The organism is Polynucleobacter sp. 31A-FELB (assembly GCF_018882405.1).
Taxonomy (GTDB): Bacteria; Pseudomonadota; Gammaproteobacteria; order Burkholderiales; family Burkholderiaceae; genus Polynucleobacter.
On the sequence record NZ_JACVOO010000006.1, the window covers coordinates 37,439 to 54,755 of the forward strand.

Here is a 17,317-nt window from a genome sequence, read left to right on the forward strand (position 1 = left end):
ATGTCATCAGCCGATCAACCCTATATAGACCCTAGCGAAATTGCTCTCGAGTGTTCAACAGCGCAGCGTTTTAAAAATCGCAGCGATGCTTTCTGGACGGGCATTCGGGATGCTGCAGGAGCACCAGCCATGGTCTTATTTGCTGGCATGGTGGGCTTTGGAGCAATGGGCAAAACTAATGGCGTAGATGCTTGGTTTACTGGAGCGACTAGCTTCTTAATGTTTGCCTTGCCTGGCCAGGTAGTTTTACTGGAGATGGCGATTACTGGATCATCAGTCTTGGCAATTATTTTGGCCGTCTCCCTAACATCTACTCGCTTCATCACGATGACGGTAACCCTCTTTCCGCAGTTCCACGAAAAAGATCGCAATCATCGCCTCTATGCTTCGGTGCATTTATTGGCAATGACTGCTTGGGCTATCTCGATGCGCGAGTTTCAGACGATTGAGGCAAAACATCGCCTGAGTTACTTTGTTGGCTTGGGATTGTTATGTTGGTTAATTTCTATCCCAGGAACTATCTTGGGATATTTTCTGGCCGGCATGGTCCCTGCGGCAATTACGCTTGGCCTCGTTTTTATTAATCCCCTATTCTTTTTGTTGACCTTTACCGAGGTAAAGCCCTGGATTAATCGGATTGCGATTGGTTTGGGATTTGTGCTCGGACCTTTTTTCTTTATCTTAGATCGTGATACTAGCTTGCTCACCACTGGCTTGGTGGCAGGAACCGCCGCTTACTTCTTTGACCGTAAAGTATTGCGTAAGAAAGCAGGGGTGATCAGCTAATGAATGCCGCTCTTCAAGGATGGGGTTTATGGATCGCCTTAGCGGGCGCCACAATCGGGACCTACTTCTGCCGCGCGATTGGTGTCTTACTCGCAAAACGCATTAATCAAGATAGCGAGATCTTTCGCTGGCTAGCAGCGGTAACTTATGCGATGGTTGCTGCCCTAGTTGTCAGAATGATTTTGATGCCGATTGGTCTTCTGGCAACCGTACCCGTATGGATTCGGATTCTCATTTGTGTACTCAGTATCGGTGTGATGGTTTCTAAGCCAACACGCCGTCTCGTCCCAGCCTTATTGACTGGAACACTTTTGATGCTCGCTTACGGCGTGATGCGCTAAGTCAAACACTCCAGTAATTCGGTTTAGAGATGGGCCGCCAGAATTTTGGCAATGTGTACGGCGTCTCTTTGTGTGCCATCAGCTATTTGGTGGCGACAGCTTGTCCCATCCGCAACCACCCAGCTATCTGGCGCCTTACGTATTGCGGGTAAAAGGCTGGCCTCTGCCATTTGCTTTGACACTTCAATATGCTCAGCTTCATAACCAAAGCTACCCGCCATACCGCAACAAGAAGACTCAATGAGCTTAGGCTCCGCATTAGGGATTAACTTTAAAAGTTCCATTGCCGGCGTAACAGCGGCAAATGATTTTTGATGGCAATGTCCATGAAACAACACGGGGCGCGAAGCAGGTTTTAACTGCAGTTGGAGCTTCCCACTCCTTGCTTCACCAGCTAAGAATTCTTCTAAGAGCTGTACATGTTTGCTTACCGTTACTGCGCGTTCGCCAAAGCCCATAACCAATGCTTCATCCTTTAGGGTAAAGAGGCAGGAAGGCTCGAGACCGATAATCGGGATGTCTTTTTCAGCAAACGGGGCAAGATGATTTACTAATTCATCTAAGCTGGCTTTAGCCTTGTCGACCATGCCTGCAGCCAGGTAAGTACGACCACAGCAGAATTCTTTAGAGCAGGTGTTTGGTGTTGAGCTTACTTTTGAGTTTTGCTCTGCCAGTCGCTTCTGTGGAATATGTACGCGATATCCAGCGGCCTTTAGAACCGCTAATGCAGCTTGTAAGTTTTCATCTTCAAAGTAAGCGTTGAAGGTATCAGCTAACAGCACAACCCCTTTATTGCCATTCGTATCAGCGTGGCTAAGTTCCGCTGGCGTAAATTGGTAAGGCGTATTGGCACTCTTGTCGCCCCAGAATGTTTTAGCCTTCCAGATTGGCAGACTTCTTTGTGCGGAAATGCCCATGATCCACTCTTGCAATTTAGCAATCGGCGCGATGTGGTTGCGAAGATTGAGTAGGGCAGGAAGGCCGGGAATACTGCTAATAATTGGGGCGTATTTAGGTAAATAGGCAACCGCTAAATCGCGCAGCGTATGACCGGTTCGCTTTTTATAGACTGACAGAAACTCAATTTTCATCTTCGCCATATCAACGCCGGTAGGACATTCACGACGGCAGGCTTTGCAACTGACACAGAGCTCCATTACTTCTTTAATGGCATCGCTTCCGAGTGGTGAACTTTCGTCTTTGATATCCAGTTGATTGGAGAGTGCGAGACGCAGGGTGTTGGCGCGACCACGGGTGAGATGTTTTTCATCGCGAGTCACTCGATAGCTCGGGCACATCACTTCAGCGTCGAACTTTCGGCAATGGCCATTGTTGTTACACATCTCAACTGCTTTAGCTAAGCCCATCGCAGGGTCGCCACCAGTACCGGGCGCACTCGTTTCTTCTGTAACGGGATTGTTTTGCACATTCCATGCAGACCAATCTAACGCCGGTTGTAGTGGAATGACTTTATAGCTTGGCGGAAACCGGAAGTTGCTTGCATCATCCATCTTGGGGGGATCAACGATCTTGCCAGGATTAAATAATCCGTTTGGATCAAATGCATGCTTGATTTCTGCGAGAGCTTCAGTAATCTTGGGTCCAAATTGCCAAGAGATCCATTCGCCGCGGCAGAGTCCATCACCGTGCTCACCGCTATAAGCACCTTTGTATTTGCGAACAAGTGCTGACGCCTCTTCTGCAACCGCACGCATCTTTTGCCCCCCATCGCGACGCATATCCAAGATTGGGCGGACATGGAGGGTGCCAACAGATGCATGCGCATACCAAGTGCCACGCGAACCGTATTTAGAAAATACATCTGTCAGTGCTTGAGTGTATTCAGCAAGACTTTCTAATGGGACTGCGCAGTCCTCAATGAAGCTGACTGGCTTGTCATCACCCTTCAGGCTCATCATGATGTTCAGGCCAGCCTTGCGCACTTCCCATAAATTCTTTTGCAAGCCGGCATCAGGCATTGCAACTACTGAACCCGGTAGTTGTAAGTCACCCATAAGGCTTTGCAAGGACTTGAGCTTCTCGAGCAGGGGTGCATGCGCTTCCCCTGAGAACTCTACTAATAAGATGGCTTCAGGTGTTTGAGCGTTAGCATCAATCAGTGCTGTCTCAATGGTTTTCTTGAAGCTTGGGTTATGGCGCGCTAAGTCAATCATGGTGCGGTCTACCAACTCAACAGCGGTAGGTCCCAGTTTGACGATATGCTGCGCACTATCCATTGCCTTGAAGAAGCTGGCGAAGTTCACTACGCCAAGCACTTTGTGTTGCGGCAAAGGTGCTAGCTTGAGTTCAAGCGATTTGAAGTAAGCCAAAGTGCCTTCGCTACCTACTAAGAGGTGCGCTAGATTGACGCTACCGTCTTGAGTGTAAGGACGCTCGCTTTGCGGATGAAATACATCGAGGTTGTATCCGGCAACACGTCGTAATACTTTGGGAAAGTGCGCTTCTATTTCTGGTTGGAGTGTATTGGCGAGATCTTTTACAAAGTCGCCGAGCTGTTTTGCGGCGCCAGAGCTATGTGCGTAATTGCCAAAGTTGGCGACCTGTCCATTTGCTAACCAGGCATCAATTCCTAAAACGTTGTGCACCATATTCCCATAAGCAATAGATCGGCTGCCGCACGAGTTATTGCCCGCCATTCCGCCAATCGTTGCCTGTCCTGCGGTGGAAACATCCACGGGATACCAGAGGCCGTGGGGTTTAAGTGCGGCATTGAGGTGATCTAAAACAATGCCGGGCTCAACTACTGCAGTTGCTTTCTCTGGGTCCGCATGTAAGAGTTTGCGAAAGTATTTAGTGTTATCAATAACGAGTGCTGTACCAGTGGTCTGGCCACACTGACTGGTGCCTCCGCCACGTGGCAGAACTGGGACACCCAGGTCGGCTGCAATTTGGATGGCAGTCGCAATATCCTCAGCGGTTTTCGGCACAAAGACCGCAACTGGCATGGCTTGATAGATCGATGCATCGGTTGCATAACGTCCACGACTAGCCATGTCAGTCATGACTTCACCGGTAGTTTCTTGTTTCAGTCGCTTGGCTAACTCTGCCTTATTGGCAACGAATTCCGGTAGCGGCAAATCCAGTGGCTTGTTCATGCTGCAACCTTCTCGTTAGATTCTGAGTCAACTAATTGAATAACCACATCACGCTTATTCATGACATGCTGCATCATGACTTTGCGCATCCGTACGCTATCGCGCGCCTTTAATGCATCCAACATTTCTTGATGTTCCCCAACAGCCTTTTCCCATTTCACGCCATCTTGGTTGGAGCGAAAGCGGAGCGCCTCAATGCGTGCGTTAACCTGAGTAAATAGCTGACTTAAGACGGGGTTATTCGCTGCGTGATTAATCGCCTGATGAATCTTGAGATTGAGTCGGTAGTAGCTAGAAAGATCTCTACGCGCGTAGGATGCCATCATTTCGTATTGAAGTGCTTCAAGTTCGATGAGCGCTTGATCGCTAATGTTTTGTGCGGCGAGCTCTCCGGAGTAGCCCTCTAAATTTGCGATCACATCAAAGGTGTGAATGATGTCGTCCCGAGTCAGTTGCACTGCAATCGCGCCGCGATTGGCAATTAGTTCAACCAGCCCATCAGCGGCTAAGCGACGAATCGCCTCACGAATAGGGGTGCGCGATACATTGAGCTGCTCTGCTAACTCACGTTCATTCAATTTGCTGCCGGGAATGATTGCACCCTCAACCAATAAGGATCGGAGCTTTTGGAAGGTGGCCTCGTGCAAGTTTTGGGTATTTGGGGGTGCAGTGAGCATCATTTGAAATGCCTTAAATTTGTATACATATTTATTATAACCCATCAATAAGCATAAATAACGCTATAAAAGCCTTATTTTTTACTTATTTGATAAATATTTTGCATACAAAATTGTAAATTGCCAAAAAGTACCTTACACTGGCTTGCAAGATTAACTACAAAAACCAAGCGAGACTCAGCATGCTAAAACTAGATAACCACCTCTCAGGACGCCATTTCTTACATATTCCTGGCCCAAGCCCAGTGCCTTCACGCATTCTGCGGGCAATTAGCTATCAAACGATTGATCACCGCGGCCCTGAATTTGGTGCATTTGGCCTCAAGGTTTTAGATGGCATCAAGAAGATTTTCAAGACTGAGCAGCCTGTGATTATTTATTCTGCTTCTGGAACTGGTTCTTGGGAAGGTGCTTTAGTTAATGTCCTTAATCCTGGCGATAAGGTGCTCTTTTATGAAACCGGTCACTTCGCAAACTTGTGGCGTGCTCTAGCCAAAAAGATTGGCATTGAAGTTGAGGTAGTAGGTAAAGCAGGTGCGGATACTTGGCGTTGGGGTGTTGATGCATCTGTGATTGAAGAGCGCTTACGCAAAGATACTCAGCATGAAATCAAGGCGGTTTGTGTAGTACATAATGAAACTTCAACTGGCATGACATCCAATATTGCTGCGGTTCGCAAGGCGATGGATGATGCAAAACATCCAGCGCTATTACTCGTGGATAGCGTATCTGGCTTGGGTTCAGCGGACTATGAGCATGACAAATGGGGTGCTGACGTAACCGTTTCCGGTTCACAAAAAGGTCTGATGTTGCCTCCGGGGATTGGCTTTAATGCTTTGTCGCCAAAAGCGATTGAAGCAAGTAAGCACAGCAAAATTCCTAAGGCCTATTTAGCCTGGGATGAAATTTTAGAATCTAATAAAACAGGCTACTGGCCAACTACACCTAGCACCAATTTGATGTACGGTTTGCATGAAGCAATCGACATGATGCAGACCGAGGGCTTGGATACGATTTTTGCTCGCCATCAACGTTTGGCTGAAGCTTGTCGTCGCGCAGTTGCGGCTTGGGGTCTTGAGAACCAGTGCTTGGATCCAAATGCGTATTCACCAGTATTAACAGCGATTGTGGTTCCAGAGGGAATGGATGCAGATGTACTGCGTAAGCATGCCCTAGAAAAGTTCAATCTTTCGCTTGGAACTGGTTTGGGCAAGCTCAAAGGCAAGATTTTCCGTATTGGCCACCTAGGTGATTGCAACGAATTGAGCCTGATGGCCGCATTAAGTGGCGTAGAGATGAGTTTTAGCTCTATTGGCTACAAACCCAAGGCCAGCGGTGTGGTTGCAGCCCAAGAGTACCTAAAGTAAGGCTTAGTCGGCAGACTCAACCTATAATTCACCATATATATCAATAGTATTAGAGACAGAGAGATTAATCATGTTGGCAACTAAACCGTATTTAACCCAGGCTGATGTTCAAAAGATTTTGGATGCAGCAGACAAGCATGCAGCAGCAAATAACTGGGCAGTGACTATCGCTGTTTGTGATGATGGCGGACATCTATTGGGTTTAACTCGTCGCGATGGTTGCGCTCCTGTCTCTGTTTACATCGCTCAAGAAAAAGCACGTACTGCTGCAATGGGTAAGCGTGAGAGCCGCGTATACGAAGAAATTATTAATAACGGACGAATTTCCTTTTTATCTGCCCCGCATATTTCGGGCATGTTGGAAGGTGGCGTCAATATCGAGGTAAATGGGTTTACCATCGGCGCAGTCGGCGTTTCCGGCGTTAAATCGACTGAGGATGCCGAAACCGCGAAGGCCGGCATTGCAGCCATTCTGTAAGTTACCTTGACAAATACTGTTCCTGAAATAAATTCCCCTACCGGCGCTACTGAGAGTAGCGCCACCCCAGCAACAATTACCTTTGCTGACTTTGGCTTAGATCCAAAGATTCAAAAAGCGGTATCTGAGCAGGGTTACAACACCCCAACTCCGATTCAAGCGCAATCTATTCCGCATGTTTTGGCGGGAAGTGATTTGATGGGCGCGGCCCAAACGGGTACCGGTAAGACGGCTGCCTTTGTGTTGCCGATCATTCAAAAGATTTTGCGTCACGCGAGTAGTAGCGCATCGCCTGCTCGTCACCCCATCCGTGCCTTGGTATTGACGCCAACACGTGAGTTAGCCGTTCAAGTTGCTGAGAATGCAGCGAGCTATTCCAAGCACACTGATTTACGTGCTGCCGTGGTGTACGGTGGCGTGGATATGAAAGAGCAGGTTGCCACATTGCGTGGCGGCGTAGAAATTTTGATTGCTACTCCAGGTCGCTTGCTTGACCATATTGGCTCTAAAGTAGCTAATCTCTCGCAAGTAGAGATTCTGGTTCTGGACGAAGCAGATCGCATGCTCGATATGGGCTTCTTGCCTGACTTGCAACGCATTATTGATTTGATCCCAGCGCAGCGTCAAACACTCCTGTTCTCAGCAACGTTTTCTCCAGAGATTAAAAAATTAGCGCAAAGTTATTTGCGTACACCGGTTACTGTTGAAGTAGCTCGTCAGAATGCTGCAGCAGATACCGTTAAGCAAGTGGTGCATATGGTGTCTAGTGCTGACAAGCAGCGCGCGATTGTGAAAGTGCTTGAAGCTCGTACGCGTCAAGGCTTGTCTCGCCAGTGCATCATCTTTACTAATAGCCGTTTGGGTTGTGCGCGATTGGCTCGCTCATTAGAGCGCGATGGTATTAAAGCGGGTGCGATTCATGGAGATAAGAGTCAAGGTGAGCGCACTTTAACGCTGGACGCATTCAAGTCTGGCGCGATCGAAGCTCTCGTTGCAACAGACGTAGCTGCACGTGGTTTAGATATTCCTTCAATGCCTTGCGTGATTAATCATGAATTGCCATTTAATGCAGAAGACTTTATTCACCGCATTGGTCGGACTGGACGTGCGGGCAGCAAGGGCGATGCGATTGCATTGGTCGATGCCAGTGAAAAACGTTTGCTCGACGATATTGAAAAGTTGATGAAACGGAAGTTGGACGTTCAGCCATTGCCCGAAGGTAGTCCTAGTTCTGCGCCGAGCAGAAGCTCATCAAGATCAGACGCGCCAGCCAAAATGTCAGATCCATTTTTCTATAAGCCCTATGAGCCTAGCGCTGTTACTAAGGCGTCTTCAGATACGACAAACCCTGAAGAGAAAAAAGTTGGCATCACCCCTGCAAGGCCAGCCGTTGGTGCTTTGCTCGGTGGCTTTAAGAAGAAATAATTTTTCTATCCCAGACCTGGGTGGCTGCTAAAAGCCACTCAGCAATCGATGTATCTTTTCCATCCGGAAGACCTCTCAATCCTAAATGTCCTGCAGCTTTACGTAATTCTTGTAAAGCCTGCTGCGCATTCTCAGTGTGAATTGCGCTCGCTAAAGTTTGCTTGCTGAGTTTTTCACCATGTTCATCCAGCACCAGGGGCAGGTGTAAATAGTTTGGTGTTGAATATCCCAAAACATCTTGAAGATGGATTTGTCGTGTCGTGTTGTTGAGTAAATCTGCGCCACGCACAATGTGCGTTATTCCTTGCTCGGAATCATCCACCACGACTGCCAGTTGATATGTAAATACACCATCTCGACGACGCAGTACAAAATCTCCCACTTCTCGATTGAGATCCTGGCTTTGTTTGCCTAGAGCTAGATCTTCAAAATGAATGGCGAGATCCGGGGGGAGGGCGAGCCGCCAAGGTACTTCAGCCGAGAGGGTGTTTTCATCCCCATAGGCGGGTATTTCTTGGGGGCGGCAGCTTCCTGGGTAGACCATTTCTTGATTGCGCGGGGTAATGACTCCGCGAGCCTCTAGGGTGTTTGCAATGCTTTGCCGGGAGCAGGTGCAAGGATAGATGATTTGGAGCCTATTTAAGCGCTCTAGAGCCCTTTTATAGCGCTCTTGACGCTTTGATTGCCAGGTTGGCTCCTCGTCCCAGCTGAGGCCGCAGGCAAGCAATTGGCGCAGGATTTCTTGATCCGCCCCCGGAATGCAGCGGGGGGTGTCTAAATCTTCGATTCTGAGTAGCCATTTCCCTTGATTTTGTCGGGCATCTAGCCAGCTTCCTAGGGCCGCAACTAGCGATCCCGCATGAAGCGGGCCGGTAGGTGAGGGAGCAAAGCGCCCGCGATAGCCGTCGGCTGGGGGTGAGGGGTTTTTAAGGTTCGGCACAGCTAAAATGATCTCATGGCTTCACCCCGTTTTGTTCATCTGCGCGTCCATTCCGAGTTTTCAATAACGGATGGTGTCGTTCGCATTGACGATGCGGTTGCTGCAGCTGAAAAAGATGGGATGGGGGCCTTAGCGCTCACTGATTTAAGTAATTTATTTGGTTTGGTTCGTTTTTATAGCGCTGCACGTTCCGGCGGAATTAAGCCAATTGCGGGCGCGGATGTTTGGGTGAGTAATCCTCAGGACCCAGATCAACCCTACCGTTTATTACTCTTAGTTCAAAACCACTCTGGTTATCTCAATCTGTGCCAGTTGTTAAGTAAGGCCTCCCTAGAAAATCAGACACGTGGTCGTGCTGAAGTAGATCCCAAATGGTTTAGTGAGCCCACCTCTAAAACTGAAGATAAAGCGGCAAAAAGAACGCTTGCGTATGGATTGATTGCACTTTCGGGCGGACGCTGGGGTGATGTTGGTGCTGCGCTGTTGGCAGGCCAAGAGGATCTAGCTATAGATGCCGCTAAACGCTGGGCAGCATTATTTCCAAATGCTTTTTACATAGAAGTTCAACGTGGCGGTCATCCTCAGGATGAAAAGCAGCTTCAGCTTGCTTGTCACCTCGCAAGCGAATTAGATTTACCAATCGTCGCTACACATCCTGTGCAGTTTATGCAACGCAGTGATTTCACAGCTCATGAGGCGCGCGTGTGTATCGCAGAGGGTGAGCTTCTGGGTAATCCCCGTCGCACCAAAAAATTTAATGAAGAGCAATATTTCTTATCTCAAGAGGAGATGGAAAAGCGCTTTGCTGATTTACCAGTTGCACTTGCCAATTCAGTAGAGATTGCAAAGCGATGCAATCTTTCCTTAACCTTGGGTCAGCCACGCTTACCGGACTTCCCAACGCCGCCTGGTATTACGCTCGACGATTATTTGTTGCAGCAATCTGAGATTGGTTTGAAGCGCCATATGGAGCGCAATTTCCCGGATCCAGAAGAGCGCGCCAAGGAAGAAGCGCGTTATCACGAGCGTCTAGTCTTTGAGGTGAAGACCATTGCTCAAATGGGTTTCCCGGGCTACTTCCTAATCGTTGCAGACTTTATCAACTGGGCAAAAAACAATGGCGTTCCAGTGGGTCCTGGTCGTGGATCTGGTGCCGGATCTTTGGTTGCTTACTCACTTGGTATTACTGACCTAGATCCATTGCGCTACAACCTTCTCTTTGAGCGTTTTCTAAATCCTGAGCGGGTATCCATGCCCGACTTCGATATTGACTTCTGTCAGCATGGGCGCGATCGCGTGATTCAGTACGTAAAAGATAAATACGGAAAAGATGCGGTCAGTCAAATCGCTACCTTTGGAACCATGGCTGCCAGAGCGGCCATTCGTGACGTTGGTCGTGTGCTGGAGCAAGGCTATAACTTCGTTGATGGTATTGCTAAGTTGATTCCGAACAAGCCGGGTCAGTACATGACTATTGAAATGGCCAAGAAGGAAGAAAAGCAATTAGGCGAACGCGAAAAGAATGAGGATGAAGTGCGCCAGCTCTTATCTCTTGCGCAGCAGTTAGAAGGTATGACCCGCAACGTCGGTATGCATGCGGGTGGCGTATTAATTGCTCCTGGTCGTTTAACTGATTTTTGCCCGCTCTATACACAGGAAGCAAAAGATTCTAAAGATCAAGAGAGCGGTTCCGTTATTAGTCAGTTTGATAAGGATGACGTAGAAGCCATTGGTCTGGTGAAGTTTGACTTCTTGGGCCTAACAACGCTGACGATTTTGGCGGCTGCTGAAAAATGGATTAAGACATTACATGCTGATCGTAAAGATTGGAATATCGGTGAAATTCCTCTAGACGATGAAAAAGCTTTTGAAGTTTTAAAGAATGCCAATACGGTCGCCGTCTTCCAGCTAGAAAGTCGCGGCATGCAAGGCATGCTTCGTGAGGCTAAGCCTGACCGCTTTGAAGACATTATTGCGCTCGTCGCGCTTTACCGTCCAGGTCCAATGGATTTAATTCCAGACTTTATTGAGCGTAAGCATGGGCGTCAAAAAGTAGAGTATCCAGATCCACGTATCGAACCCGTTCTGCAAGAAACCTACGGCATCATGGTCTATCAAGAGCAGGTGATGCAGATGGCCCAGATGATCGGTGGCTACTCACTCGGTGGCGCGGACATGTTGCGTCGCGCGATGGGTAAGAAGAAGCCTGAAGAGATGGCGCAGCACCGTAAGATTTTTAGTGATGGTGCAAAAGCGGGTGGTATTACCGAAGGCAAGGCCAACGAGATTTATGACTTGATGGAGCGTTTTGCCGGCTATGGATTTAATAAATCCCATGCTGCTGCTTATGCGCTTCTGGCATATCAAACGGCTTGGCTAAAAGCCTATTACCCTGCTGAATTTATGGCGGCCAACTTATCGCTCGCAATGGATGACACCGATAAGGTGAAGATTTTGTATGACGATTGTTTGGCAAATAACATTCGTGTGTTCTCACCAGACATTAACACCGGTGTTTATGTATTTACACCATTGCGTGCGCCAGATGCTGCCCCGGATTCTCCGATTAGTCATATTCGCTATGGCTTAGGCGCGGTAAGAGGCACTGGTGAGGCCGCAATCGAAGTGATTGTGAAAGCGCGTGAGGCGGGCGGTCCGTTTAAAGATCTGTTTGATTTCTGTGCTCGCGTCGATCGTAGACAAGTTAACCGTCGCGCGATTGAGGCTTTGATGCGTGCCGGCGCTTTTGATAGTTTGTATAAAGACTCCATTCCAGCTGGCGGTAATCTTTACGATATTCGCTCCACTTTATTAGCTTCGCTTGCACGTGCAATTGAGGCGGCTGAACAAGCAGAAGCCTCAATCAACCAAGTGAGTTTGTTTGAGGTAGCAGGTGAAGAAGATCGCCACTTGCCTGAATTAGTGCGTGAGCCAGTTTGGTCTGAAAAGAAGCGCCTACAGGATGAGAAAAGCGCCCTAGGGCTTTGCCTAACCGGCCACATGTTTGATGCCTATCGCGATGAGACTGCGCATTTTATTCGCCAACCGTTATCTAAGGTGATCGAGGGTAAAGATCAGTTGATCGCCGGCATTATTACTTCTGCTCGTATGCTAACTGGTCAACGGGGCCGCATGATGATTGCAACCATTGATGATGGGACTGCTGCAATTGAAGTGACTCTCTATAGCGAAGTGTATGAACCGAATCGCTCTTGGCTCAAAGAAGATGAGTTGCTAGTAGCAAAGGTTAACGTTACACCTGACAAGTTTTCTGGAGGGATGCGAATTGTGTCAGAAGCGGTGATGGATATTACGGGTGCCCGCATGCGTTTTGCGCGTAATGTACATCTATCGATCGATTCAGCAATTGATCTTAAATCCTTACGAAGCCAAATCGGACCCTACTTAATGAGTAATCGTGTGCGGGATCCCAAGTTAGGGCCTGCAGCAGCATCTATGCCAAGCGCTAGTGAGGGTCTCAAAGGTTTAATGCTGACGGCTGCAGTCACTACTAGTGGCGGGGCCTGTCTAATGCAATTCCCAGAAGAGCTACGCATCTATCCTGATGATGCTTGCTTGCATAGCCTGAATCAAATTTTGGCTGCCAAGCAATCCAATACTGTTCAGGTTCAGTACCACTAAATCAGCGGTAACAAAACCACCCAGAGTGCTTTACTTATTTGTAGCAGCTTGAAGCGCTGCAATTACGTGATTTGGCTCTAAGTGATCCAAGCATTCACTATTGCTGCTAGCGCGGTCTTCACAGCCTGCTTTGCGGCAGGGAACACATTCACCGGGCCCTTGTAGGATCGTGACATTGCCAACCGTCTGCGAGCGAGCTCTTAATTGATAAGGTTGCGTGCCAATAAAGCCATTTGGCCATGGGCCAAAGTTGGTGGGTGGGGTTGGACCAAACAAGGCAATGGTAGGCGTGTTGCATGCTGCCGCAAGATGGGTGATCGACGTATCCACTCCAACATAGGCTATAGCTCCACGAATCAGTGTGCCTGCTTGTGGGATAGAGAGTAGGCCTGCGGTATCAACAACTTGTCTGCGCGTCTTTTCATCAAGCAGGGAAAGAATATCTTTATTGAGTTGAAGATCTTGTTTGGCGGGGGATGCGCTCAACACAACTTGCCAACCTTGTTCCGCAATCCACGTCAGCAAGGATTGCCAATAGCTTAGCGGCCAGCGCTTATAAGCGGTTAAGGGACCGGGATGAACCACTACATAGGGAGAATGAAGTTGAGCGGCAATGCTTGGGGTAATAGGATCACCGGCGGGGGCTATCACTGATATCGGTTTGTTAAATATCTCTTGAGGCCTCTTGTAAAAAATTTCAAGCAGGCGGATCTTTTCGGTAATGACATGTTGTGCAAAATAATCCACATCAACTGTATGTAAACTGATGGTCTTTTTCCAGGCATTTTGCTTATCACTTTTGCTTTTCTTGGCTTTGTCCTGCTCTGTTAGCCCTTGAGGGTGACCGCCTAATACGCCTACGCGTTGATGAGCTGCTGCTAAGCCATAGAAATAGGCGCGATCGCTCGGTTGTGTGACTATCGCCAAATCGTAACGTTGAAAGAGTCTAAAAAATAAGGAAAGATATTCTCTGAGTTTGGGGCGGTCGGAAGTTTCGATCGTCTGGGCAACATCAGGATTGCCCTTGAGCATGTCGAGCTTACCGCGGTAGCCCAAAAAGTGAAACTCAGCATCAGGCCACAGTTCACGCGCTTGTGAGATTAGTGGCGTAGTGACGAGGACATCGCCAATTTGGCGAGTCGCAATGAATAAAACTTTTTTAGGCTTTAGTGCTGAGAATACAGTCATGGAGTTAATGTAACTCAATCCTACTGAGCTTTAGCCAGAATTTTTTCACGTACGCGACGTGCATTTTCTGCGGCATTAGATTGATTGTTAATGCGGTGATAGAGGTGGAGAACTTCAGTGGACCAGGACCCAGATTTACGAATCACACCTTTATTTTGTAGTCTGAAAACAAAATCAGCATCTTCATGACCCCAGCCTGTTATGGTTTCATCAAAGCCACCAATGGCTTGGGCATCGGCCTTCCAGCAGGCCATATTGCAGCCTTTAATGCGCCGCCAGACAAATTTCTTGTAGTTGCGCCATGCACCAGCACCGAGTTTGATTTTGAGAGGCCAGAACTTATTGATGCCGCCAGATAGTCGATAGCTTAATAAGTTGTCGATAAATCTCTTGAAATCCCACTGGGGCCAAGAGAGTAATTGTTTGCTGAGTTTGTCGTTAAGTAAGATACGACTGCCTGTTACCAGGTGGTTGGCCTGAGATAGGCGTCGATGTTGGGCGATAAAGTCTGGCTGAGCAATGCAATCACCATCCAGAAATATTAAATAATCCCCAAGAGATACTTCAATAGCTTGATTAAGAATGCGGGTCTTACGAAACCCTTGATCCTCTTGCCAGAGGTGCGTTATTTTCACTGGGAAATCAACCTGAGCTCCTGCGATAAGTTCTTTAGTGTCTGAGGTGGAGCCGTCATCAGCAATGATGATTTCAAAATCTAAATCTGTTTGAGTGCTGAGTGACTCAAGACATAATTTGAGGGCTTGGGGCCAGTTGTAGGTCGCTAGAAGTACAGAGATCATTTGCCGTGATGTTGATGATGCGCAGCTTCTTGATGTAATTGCCATAACTTCATGTAGCGATAGTAGGTTCCTTGCCCGTTGGAGATTGCCAAAGCAAAGCCTTGTGGGCCATCTAAGAAACCAAGGCGAATAAAGTAGGTGCGAATAAAAGCCCAGATGCCATGAAGCACTGCTTTTAAGGGACCACTCTTTTTGCCTTTGGAAAATGCCTGCTCTGCTGATGCTGTTGAATATCTGTCAAGTTTTTGCAGCACTTGTGAGTAGTTCATAAAACTGAAGTGCAACATGGGATTTTCCAGCTTCGCTACTTGACCATTTGGGATTAGGCGCTCATGCACCAGGTCATCGGAGAAGCGAGCAGTGCCGCGCTTAAATAACCGATCCACGTAATCGGGGCTCCAGCCAGAATGATGAATGAAGCGTCCGCAGTACCAAGATAGGCGCGGAATCGCAAAACAGTCGACATGAGCAGAATGATGAATTGCGGTCAGAATTTCGCTTCTGAGGGCCGGGGTAAGTCGCTCATCAGCATCCAGGGATAGAACCCACTCACCCGTTGCGAGGTCCAGAGCACGGTTCTTTTGAGGGCCAAATCCAGGCCAATCAGCTGGTTGGCTAATGGTGGTCCTATGGTTTTCGGCAATTTCTAGGGTGCTATCGGTGCTGTTGGCATCAACCACCACGATTTGCTGGGCAATCCCCTCTAGGGATGCCAAGCAATCGGCCAAATTGGCCTCTTCATTGCGAGTGATGAGTATGACGGATAAGGTGGGCATAATTCATTATATGAATGCTCAAGACCGTACCGCCTTAAATCGCTTAATTCAGTATCTGAAGCCCCATATCTGGACGATTATTGGGTCTTTACTGGCTATGGCCCTAGTCGCTGGTGCTGAAACGTCTATCCCAGCCCTGATGAAGCCATTATTGGACCGTGGCTTTACTGGACAGCTCAACAGCAAGCTCTGGCAGGTACCTGTTTTCTTGGTGGGTTTGGCGCTTGTTCGCAGCCTAGCCCAGTTCCTTTCAAATTATTTGCTGACTCGCGTCATTAATTCAGTGTTGCTCAAATTGCGTGAGCAGATGTTTCAGACGCTGTTAAATGCATCTACTGTATTTTTTCAAAAGAACTCTGCATCCAATTTAATTAATGCAGTTGTCTTTGAGGTTAATAACGTTCTATCCATCATGGGTGGCATGTTAATTAGCTTGGTGCGGGATTCACTCACCGTGGTTGGTTTAATTGGCTATCTTATTTATTTAAATTGGCAATTGACGCTTGTCGTGTTGGTGATCTTCCCTGTTATTGCCTTCATCATGAGCAAAATTAATAAGCGCCTACGATCTTTAAATCGTGAGCAGCAGACCCTGACTAGTGAGTTGGCTTATATCGTTGAAGAGTCTGCGGCTGGATACAAGATTGTGAAGGTGCATGGTGCGGAAGAATACGAGTTGCGTCGCTTCATGGATAAGGCAGAACGTTTGCGTCAGTTTTCAATGAAAGCCGCGGTAGCTGGTGGCTTGAATCAGCCTATTACTCAACTTATTGCTTCTATGGCATTGTCGATCGTGTTGGTGATTGCCTTGATGCAATCGGCTTCGGAGGGGACTACGGTGGGCGGTTTTGCTGCATTTATTACCGCCATGATGTTGGTGATTTCGCCGATTAAGCATCTGGCAGATATCAATCAGCCTCTGCAGCGTGGCTTAACTGCAGCGGAAATGATTTTCACTCTCATGGATCAACCCTTTGAGGAGGATGAATCCCGCAAAGAAAATATGAAATCCTTAGGTAAGACTAAGGGCGGAATTCGATTTGAAGATGTTGGCTTCTCTTATCAGCAAGAAGCTGGGCGCAAAGATGCACTCACTGGCGTGAATTTAAATATCAATCCTGGGGAGGTGGTTGCTTTTGTTGGCCCATCTGGCGGTGGTAAATCTACTCTAGTCAATTTACTGCCGCGTTTCTTTAAACCAACAAGCGGACAAATTTTCTTGGATGACATTCCTCTTGAGAATATTGTTCTTGCGGATGTACGTAAACAAATTGCTTTTGTAAGCCAGGATGTCATTTTATTTAATGACAGTATTGCAGCGAACGTTGCATATGGGGCTGTAGGCCCGGAGGGTATCGACCGGGGACGCGTGATGGAAGCGCTCGAAGCGGCAAACTTAAGCACTCTCATGAAAGAAATGCCTGAAGGTATTGATACGCAAATTGGTGATAACGGCAATCGTTTGTCTGGTGGTCAACGCCAGCGCTTAGCCATTGCGAGGGCGATTTATAAAAATGCACCCATCCTGATCTTGGATGAAGCAACTTCAGCGCTAGATTCCGAATCTGAGCGTCAAGTACAAGATGCTTTGGAGCGCCTGATGGCTGGACGAACTACTTTAGTGATTGCTCACCGCTTATCAACCATAGAGCATGCTGATCGGATTGTGGTGTTGGAGCACGGCCACGTTATCGAAAATGGCACGCATGAAGAATTGATTGCCAAAGATGGCTTGTATGCCAACTTGCATCGCATCCAGTTTTCAAATGCTTAATCAGTGA

Annotated in this window: 13 protein-coding genes; 7 read left to right on the plus strand and 6 right to left on the minus strand. The window is 47.9% G+C overall.

Annotated elements, in window-relative coordinates; all coding sequences use genetic code 11:
• Window positions 1–786, plus strand: coding sequence for an AzlC family ABC transporter permease (locus ICN30_RS05290; protein WP_216273802.1), 786 nt, complete (start codon window positions 1–3; stop codon window positions 784–786).
• Window positions 786–1,127 carry an AzlD domain-containing protein gene (locus ICN30_RS05295; RefSeq protein WP_216179062.1) on the plus strand — a complete coding sequence of 114 codons (342 nt, stop codon included), beginning with the start codon at window positions 786–788 and terminating at the stop codon, window positions 1,125–1,127. The genes ICN30_RS05290 and ICN30_RS05295 overlap by 1 nt, the downstream gene beginning before the upstream one ends.
• A gap of 23 nt (window positions 1,128–1,150) precedes the next feature.
• Here ICN30_RS05295 and ICN30_RS05300 read toward each other — a convergent pair whose 3' ends face one another.
• Window positions 1,151–4,243 (minus strand): FAD-binding and (Fe-S)-binding domain-containing protein, encoded by a 3,093-nt coding sequence (locus ICN30_RS05300; protein WP_216273804.1) that lies wholly within the window; start codon window positions 4,241–4,243, stop codon window positions 1,151–1,153.
• Window positions 4,240–4,923, minus strand: coding sequence for a GntR family transcriptional regulator (locus ICN30_RS05305; RefSeq protein ID WP_255533116.1), 684 nt, complete (start codon window positions 4,921–4,923; stop codon window positions 4,240–4,242). Before ICN30_RS05305 ends, ICN30_RS05300 begins: the two co-directional genes overlap by 4 nt.
• 179 nt (window positions 4,924–5,102) lie before the next feature.
• Between ICN30_RS05305 and ICN30_RS05310 the strand changes: the two genes are divergently transcribed.
• From ICN30_RS05310 to ICN30_RS05320, 3 genes are all read left to right on the plus strand, one after another.
• Window positions 5,103–6,287: an alanine--glyoxylate aminotransferase family protein gene (locus ICN30_RS05310; protein WP_216273805.1), complete on the plus strand. Its 1,185-nt coding sequence runs from the start codon at window positions 5,103–5,105 to the stop codon at window positions 6,285–6,287.
• A 73-nt stretch (window positions 6,288–6,360) separates the two neighbouring features.
• Complete coding sequence (locus tag ICN30_RS05315) at window positions 6,361–6,765, plus strand: heme-binding protein (RefSeq protein WP_216273915.1); 405 nt, start codon at window positions 6,361–6,363, stop codon at window positions 6,763–6,765.
• Window positions 6,766–6,771: 6 nt separating this feature from the next.
• Window positions 6,772–8,190, plus strand: coding sequence for a DEAD/DEAH box helicase (locus tag ICN30_RS05320; protein ID WP_216273806.1), 1,419 nt, complete (start codon window positions 6,772–6,774; stop codon window positions 8,188–8,190).
• Here ICN30_RS05320 and gluQRS read toward each other — a convergent pair.
• Window positions 8,177–9,130: a tRNA glutamyl-Q(34) synthetase GluQRS gene (gene gluQRS / locus ICN30_RS05325; protein ID WP_370626601.1), complete on the minus strand. Its 954-nt coding sequence runs from the start codon at window positions 9,128–9,130 to the stop codon at window positions 8,177–8,179. The two genes, ICN30_RS05320 and gluQRS, sit on opposite strands and share 14 nt — an antisense overlap.
• A gap of 15 nt (window positions 9,131–9,145) precedes the next feature.
• Between gluQRS and dnaE the strand changes: the two genes are divergently transcribed.
• Window positions 9,146–12,772, plus strand: coding sequence for a DNA polymerase III subunit alpha (gene dnaE / locus ICN30_RS05330; protein WP_216273807.1), 3,627 nt, complete (start codon window positions 9,146–9,148; stop codon window positions 12,770–12,772).
• A 30-nt stretch (window positions 12,773–12,802) separates the two neighbouring features.
• Here the strand turns inward: dnaE and ICN30_RS05335 are convergent, their stop codons facing one another.
• From ICN30_RS05335 to ICN30_RS05345, 3 genes are read right to left on the minus strand one after another with little or no spacing between them, the layout of a single operon-like run.
• Window positions 12,803–13,960, minus strand: a complete 1,158-nt coding sequence (locus ICN30_RS05335) for a glycosyltransferase family 9 protein (RefSeq protein WP_216273808.1) — start codon at window positions 13,958–13,960, stop codon at window positions 12,803–12,805.
• Window positions 13,961–13,980: 20 nt separating this feature from the next.
• The gene (locus tag ICN30_RS05340; RefSeq protein ID WP_216273809.1) at window positions 13,981–14,760 is read right to left on the minus strand and encodes a glycosyltransferase family 2 protein; all 780 of its coding nucleotides are present in this window, start codon (window positions 14,758–14,760) and stop codon (window positions 13,981–13,983) included.
• Window positions 14,757–15,536: a glycosyltransferase family 2 protein gene (locus ICN30_RS05345; RefSeq protein ID WP_216273810.1), complete on the minus strand. Its 780-nt coding sequence runs from the start codon at window positions 15,534–15,536 to the stop codon at window positions 14,757–14,759. The genes ICN30_RS05340 and ICN30_RS05345 overlap by 4 nt, the downstream gene beginning before the upstream one ends.
• Window positions 15,537–15,546: 10 nt before the next feature.
• On the opposite strand from ICN30_RS05345, the gene msbA reads away from it, so the two are divergent.
• A complete protein-coding gene (gene msbA, locus ICN30_RS05350; RefSeq protein ID WP_216273811.1) occupies window positions 15,547–17,310 on the plus strand; it encodes a lipid A export permease/ATP-binding protein MsbA in 1,764 nt (587 codons plus the stop codon).
• Window positions 17,311–17,317 lie beyond the last annotated feature (7 nt).

Bases quoted from the DNA above. Each gene is read 5' to 3' on its own strand.
- msbA (WP_216273811.1), top strand. From the start codon at position 15,547: ATGAATGCTCAAGACCGTACCGCCTTAAATCGCTTAATTCAGTATCTG.
- ICN30_RS05290 (WP_216273802.1), top strand. From the start codon at position 1: ATGTCATCAGCCGATCAACCCTATATAGACCCTAGCGAAATTGCTCTC.
- ICN30_RS05310 (WP_216273805.1), top strand. From the start codon at position 5,103: ATGCTAAAACTAGATAACCACCTCTCAGGACGCCATTTCTTACATATT.
- dnaE (WP_216273807.1), top strand. From the start codon at position 9,146: ATGGCTTCACCCCGTTTTGTTCATCTGCGCGTCCATTCCGAGTTTTCA.
- ICN30_RS05305 (WP_255533116.1), bottom strand. From the start codon at position 4,923: ATGATGCTCACTGCACCCCCAAATACCCAAAACTTGCACGAGGCCACC.
- ICN30_RS05340 (WP_216273809.1), bottom strand. From the start codon at position 14,760: ATGATCTCTGTACTTCTAGCGACCTACAACTGGCCCCAAGCCCTCAAA.
- ICN30_RS05300 (WP_216273804.1), bottom strand. From the start codon at position 4,243: ATGAACAAGCCACTGGATTTGCCGCTACCGGAATTCGTTGCCAATAAG.
- ICN30_RS05295 (WP_216179062.1), top strand. From the start codon at position 786: ATGAATGCCGCTCTTCAAGGATGGGGTTTATGGATCGCCTTAGCGGGC.
- ICN30_RS05335 (WP_216273808.1), bottom strand. From the start codon at position 13,960: ATGACTGTATTCTCAGCACTAAAGCCTAAAAAAGTTTTATTCATTGCG.
- ICN30_RS05345 (WP_216273810.1), bottom strand. From the start codon at position 15,536: ATGCCCACCTTATCCGTCATACTCATCACTCGCAATGAAGAGGCCAAT.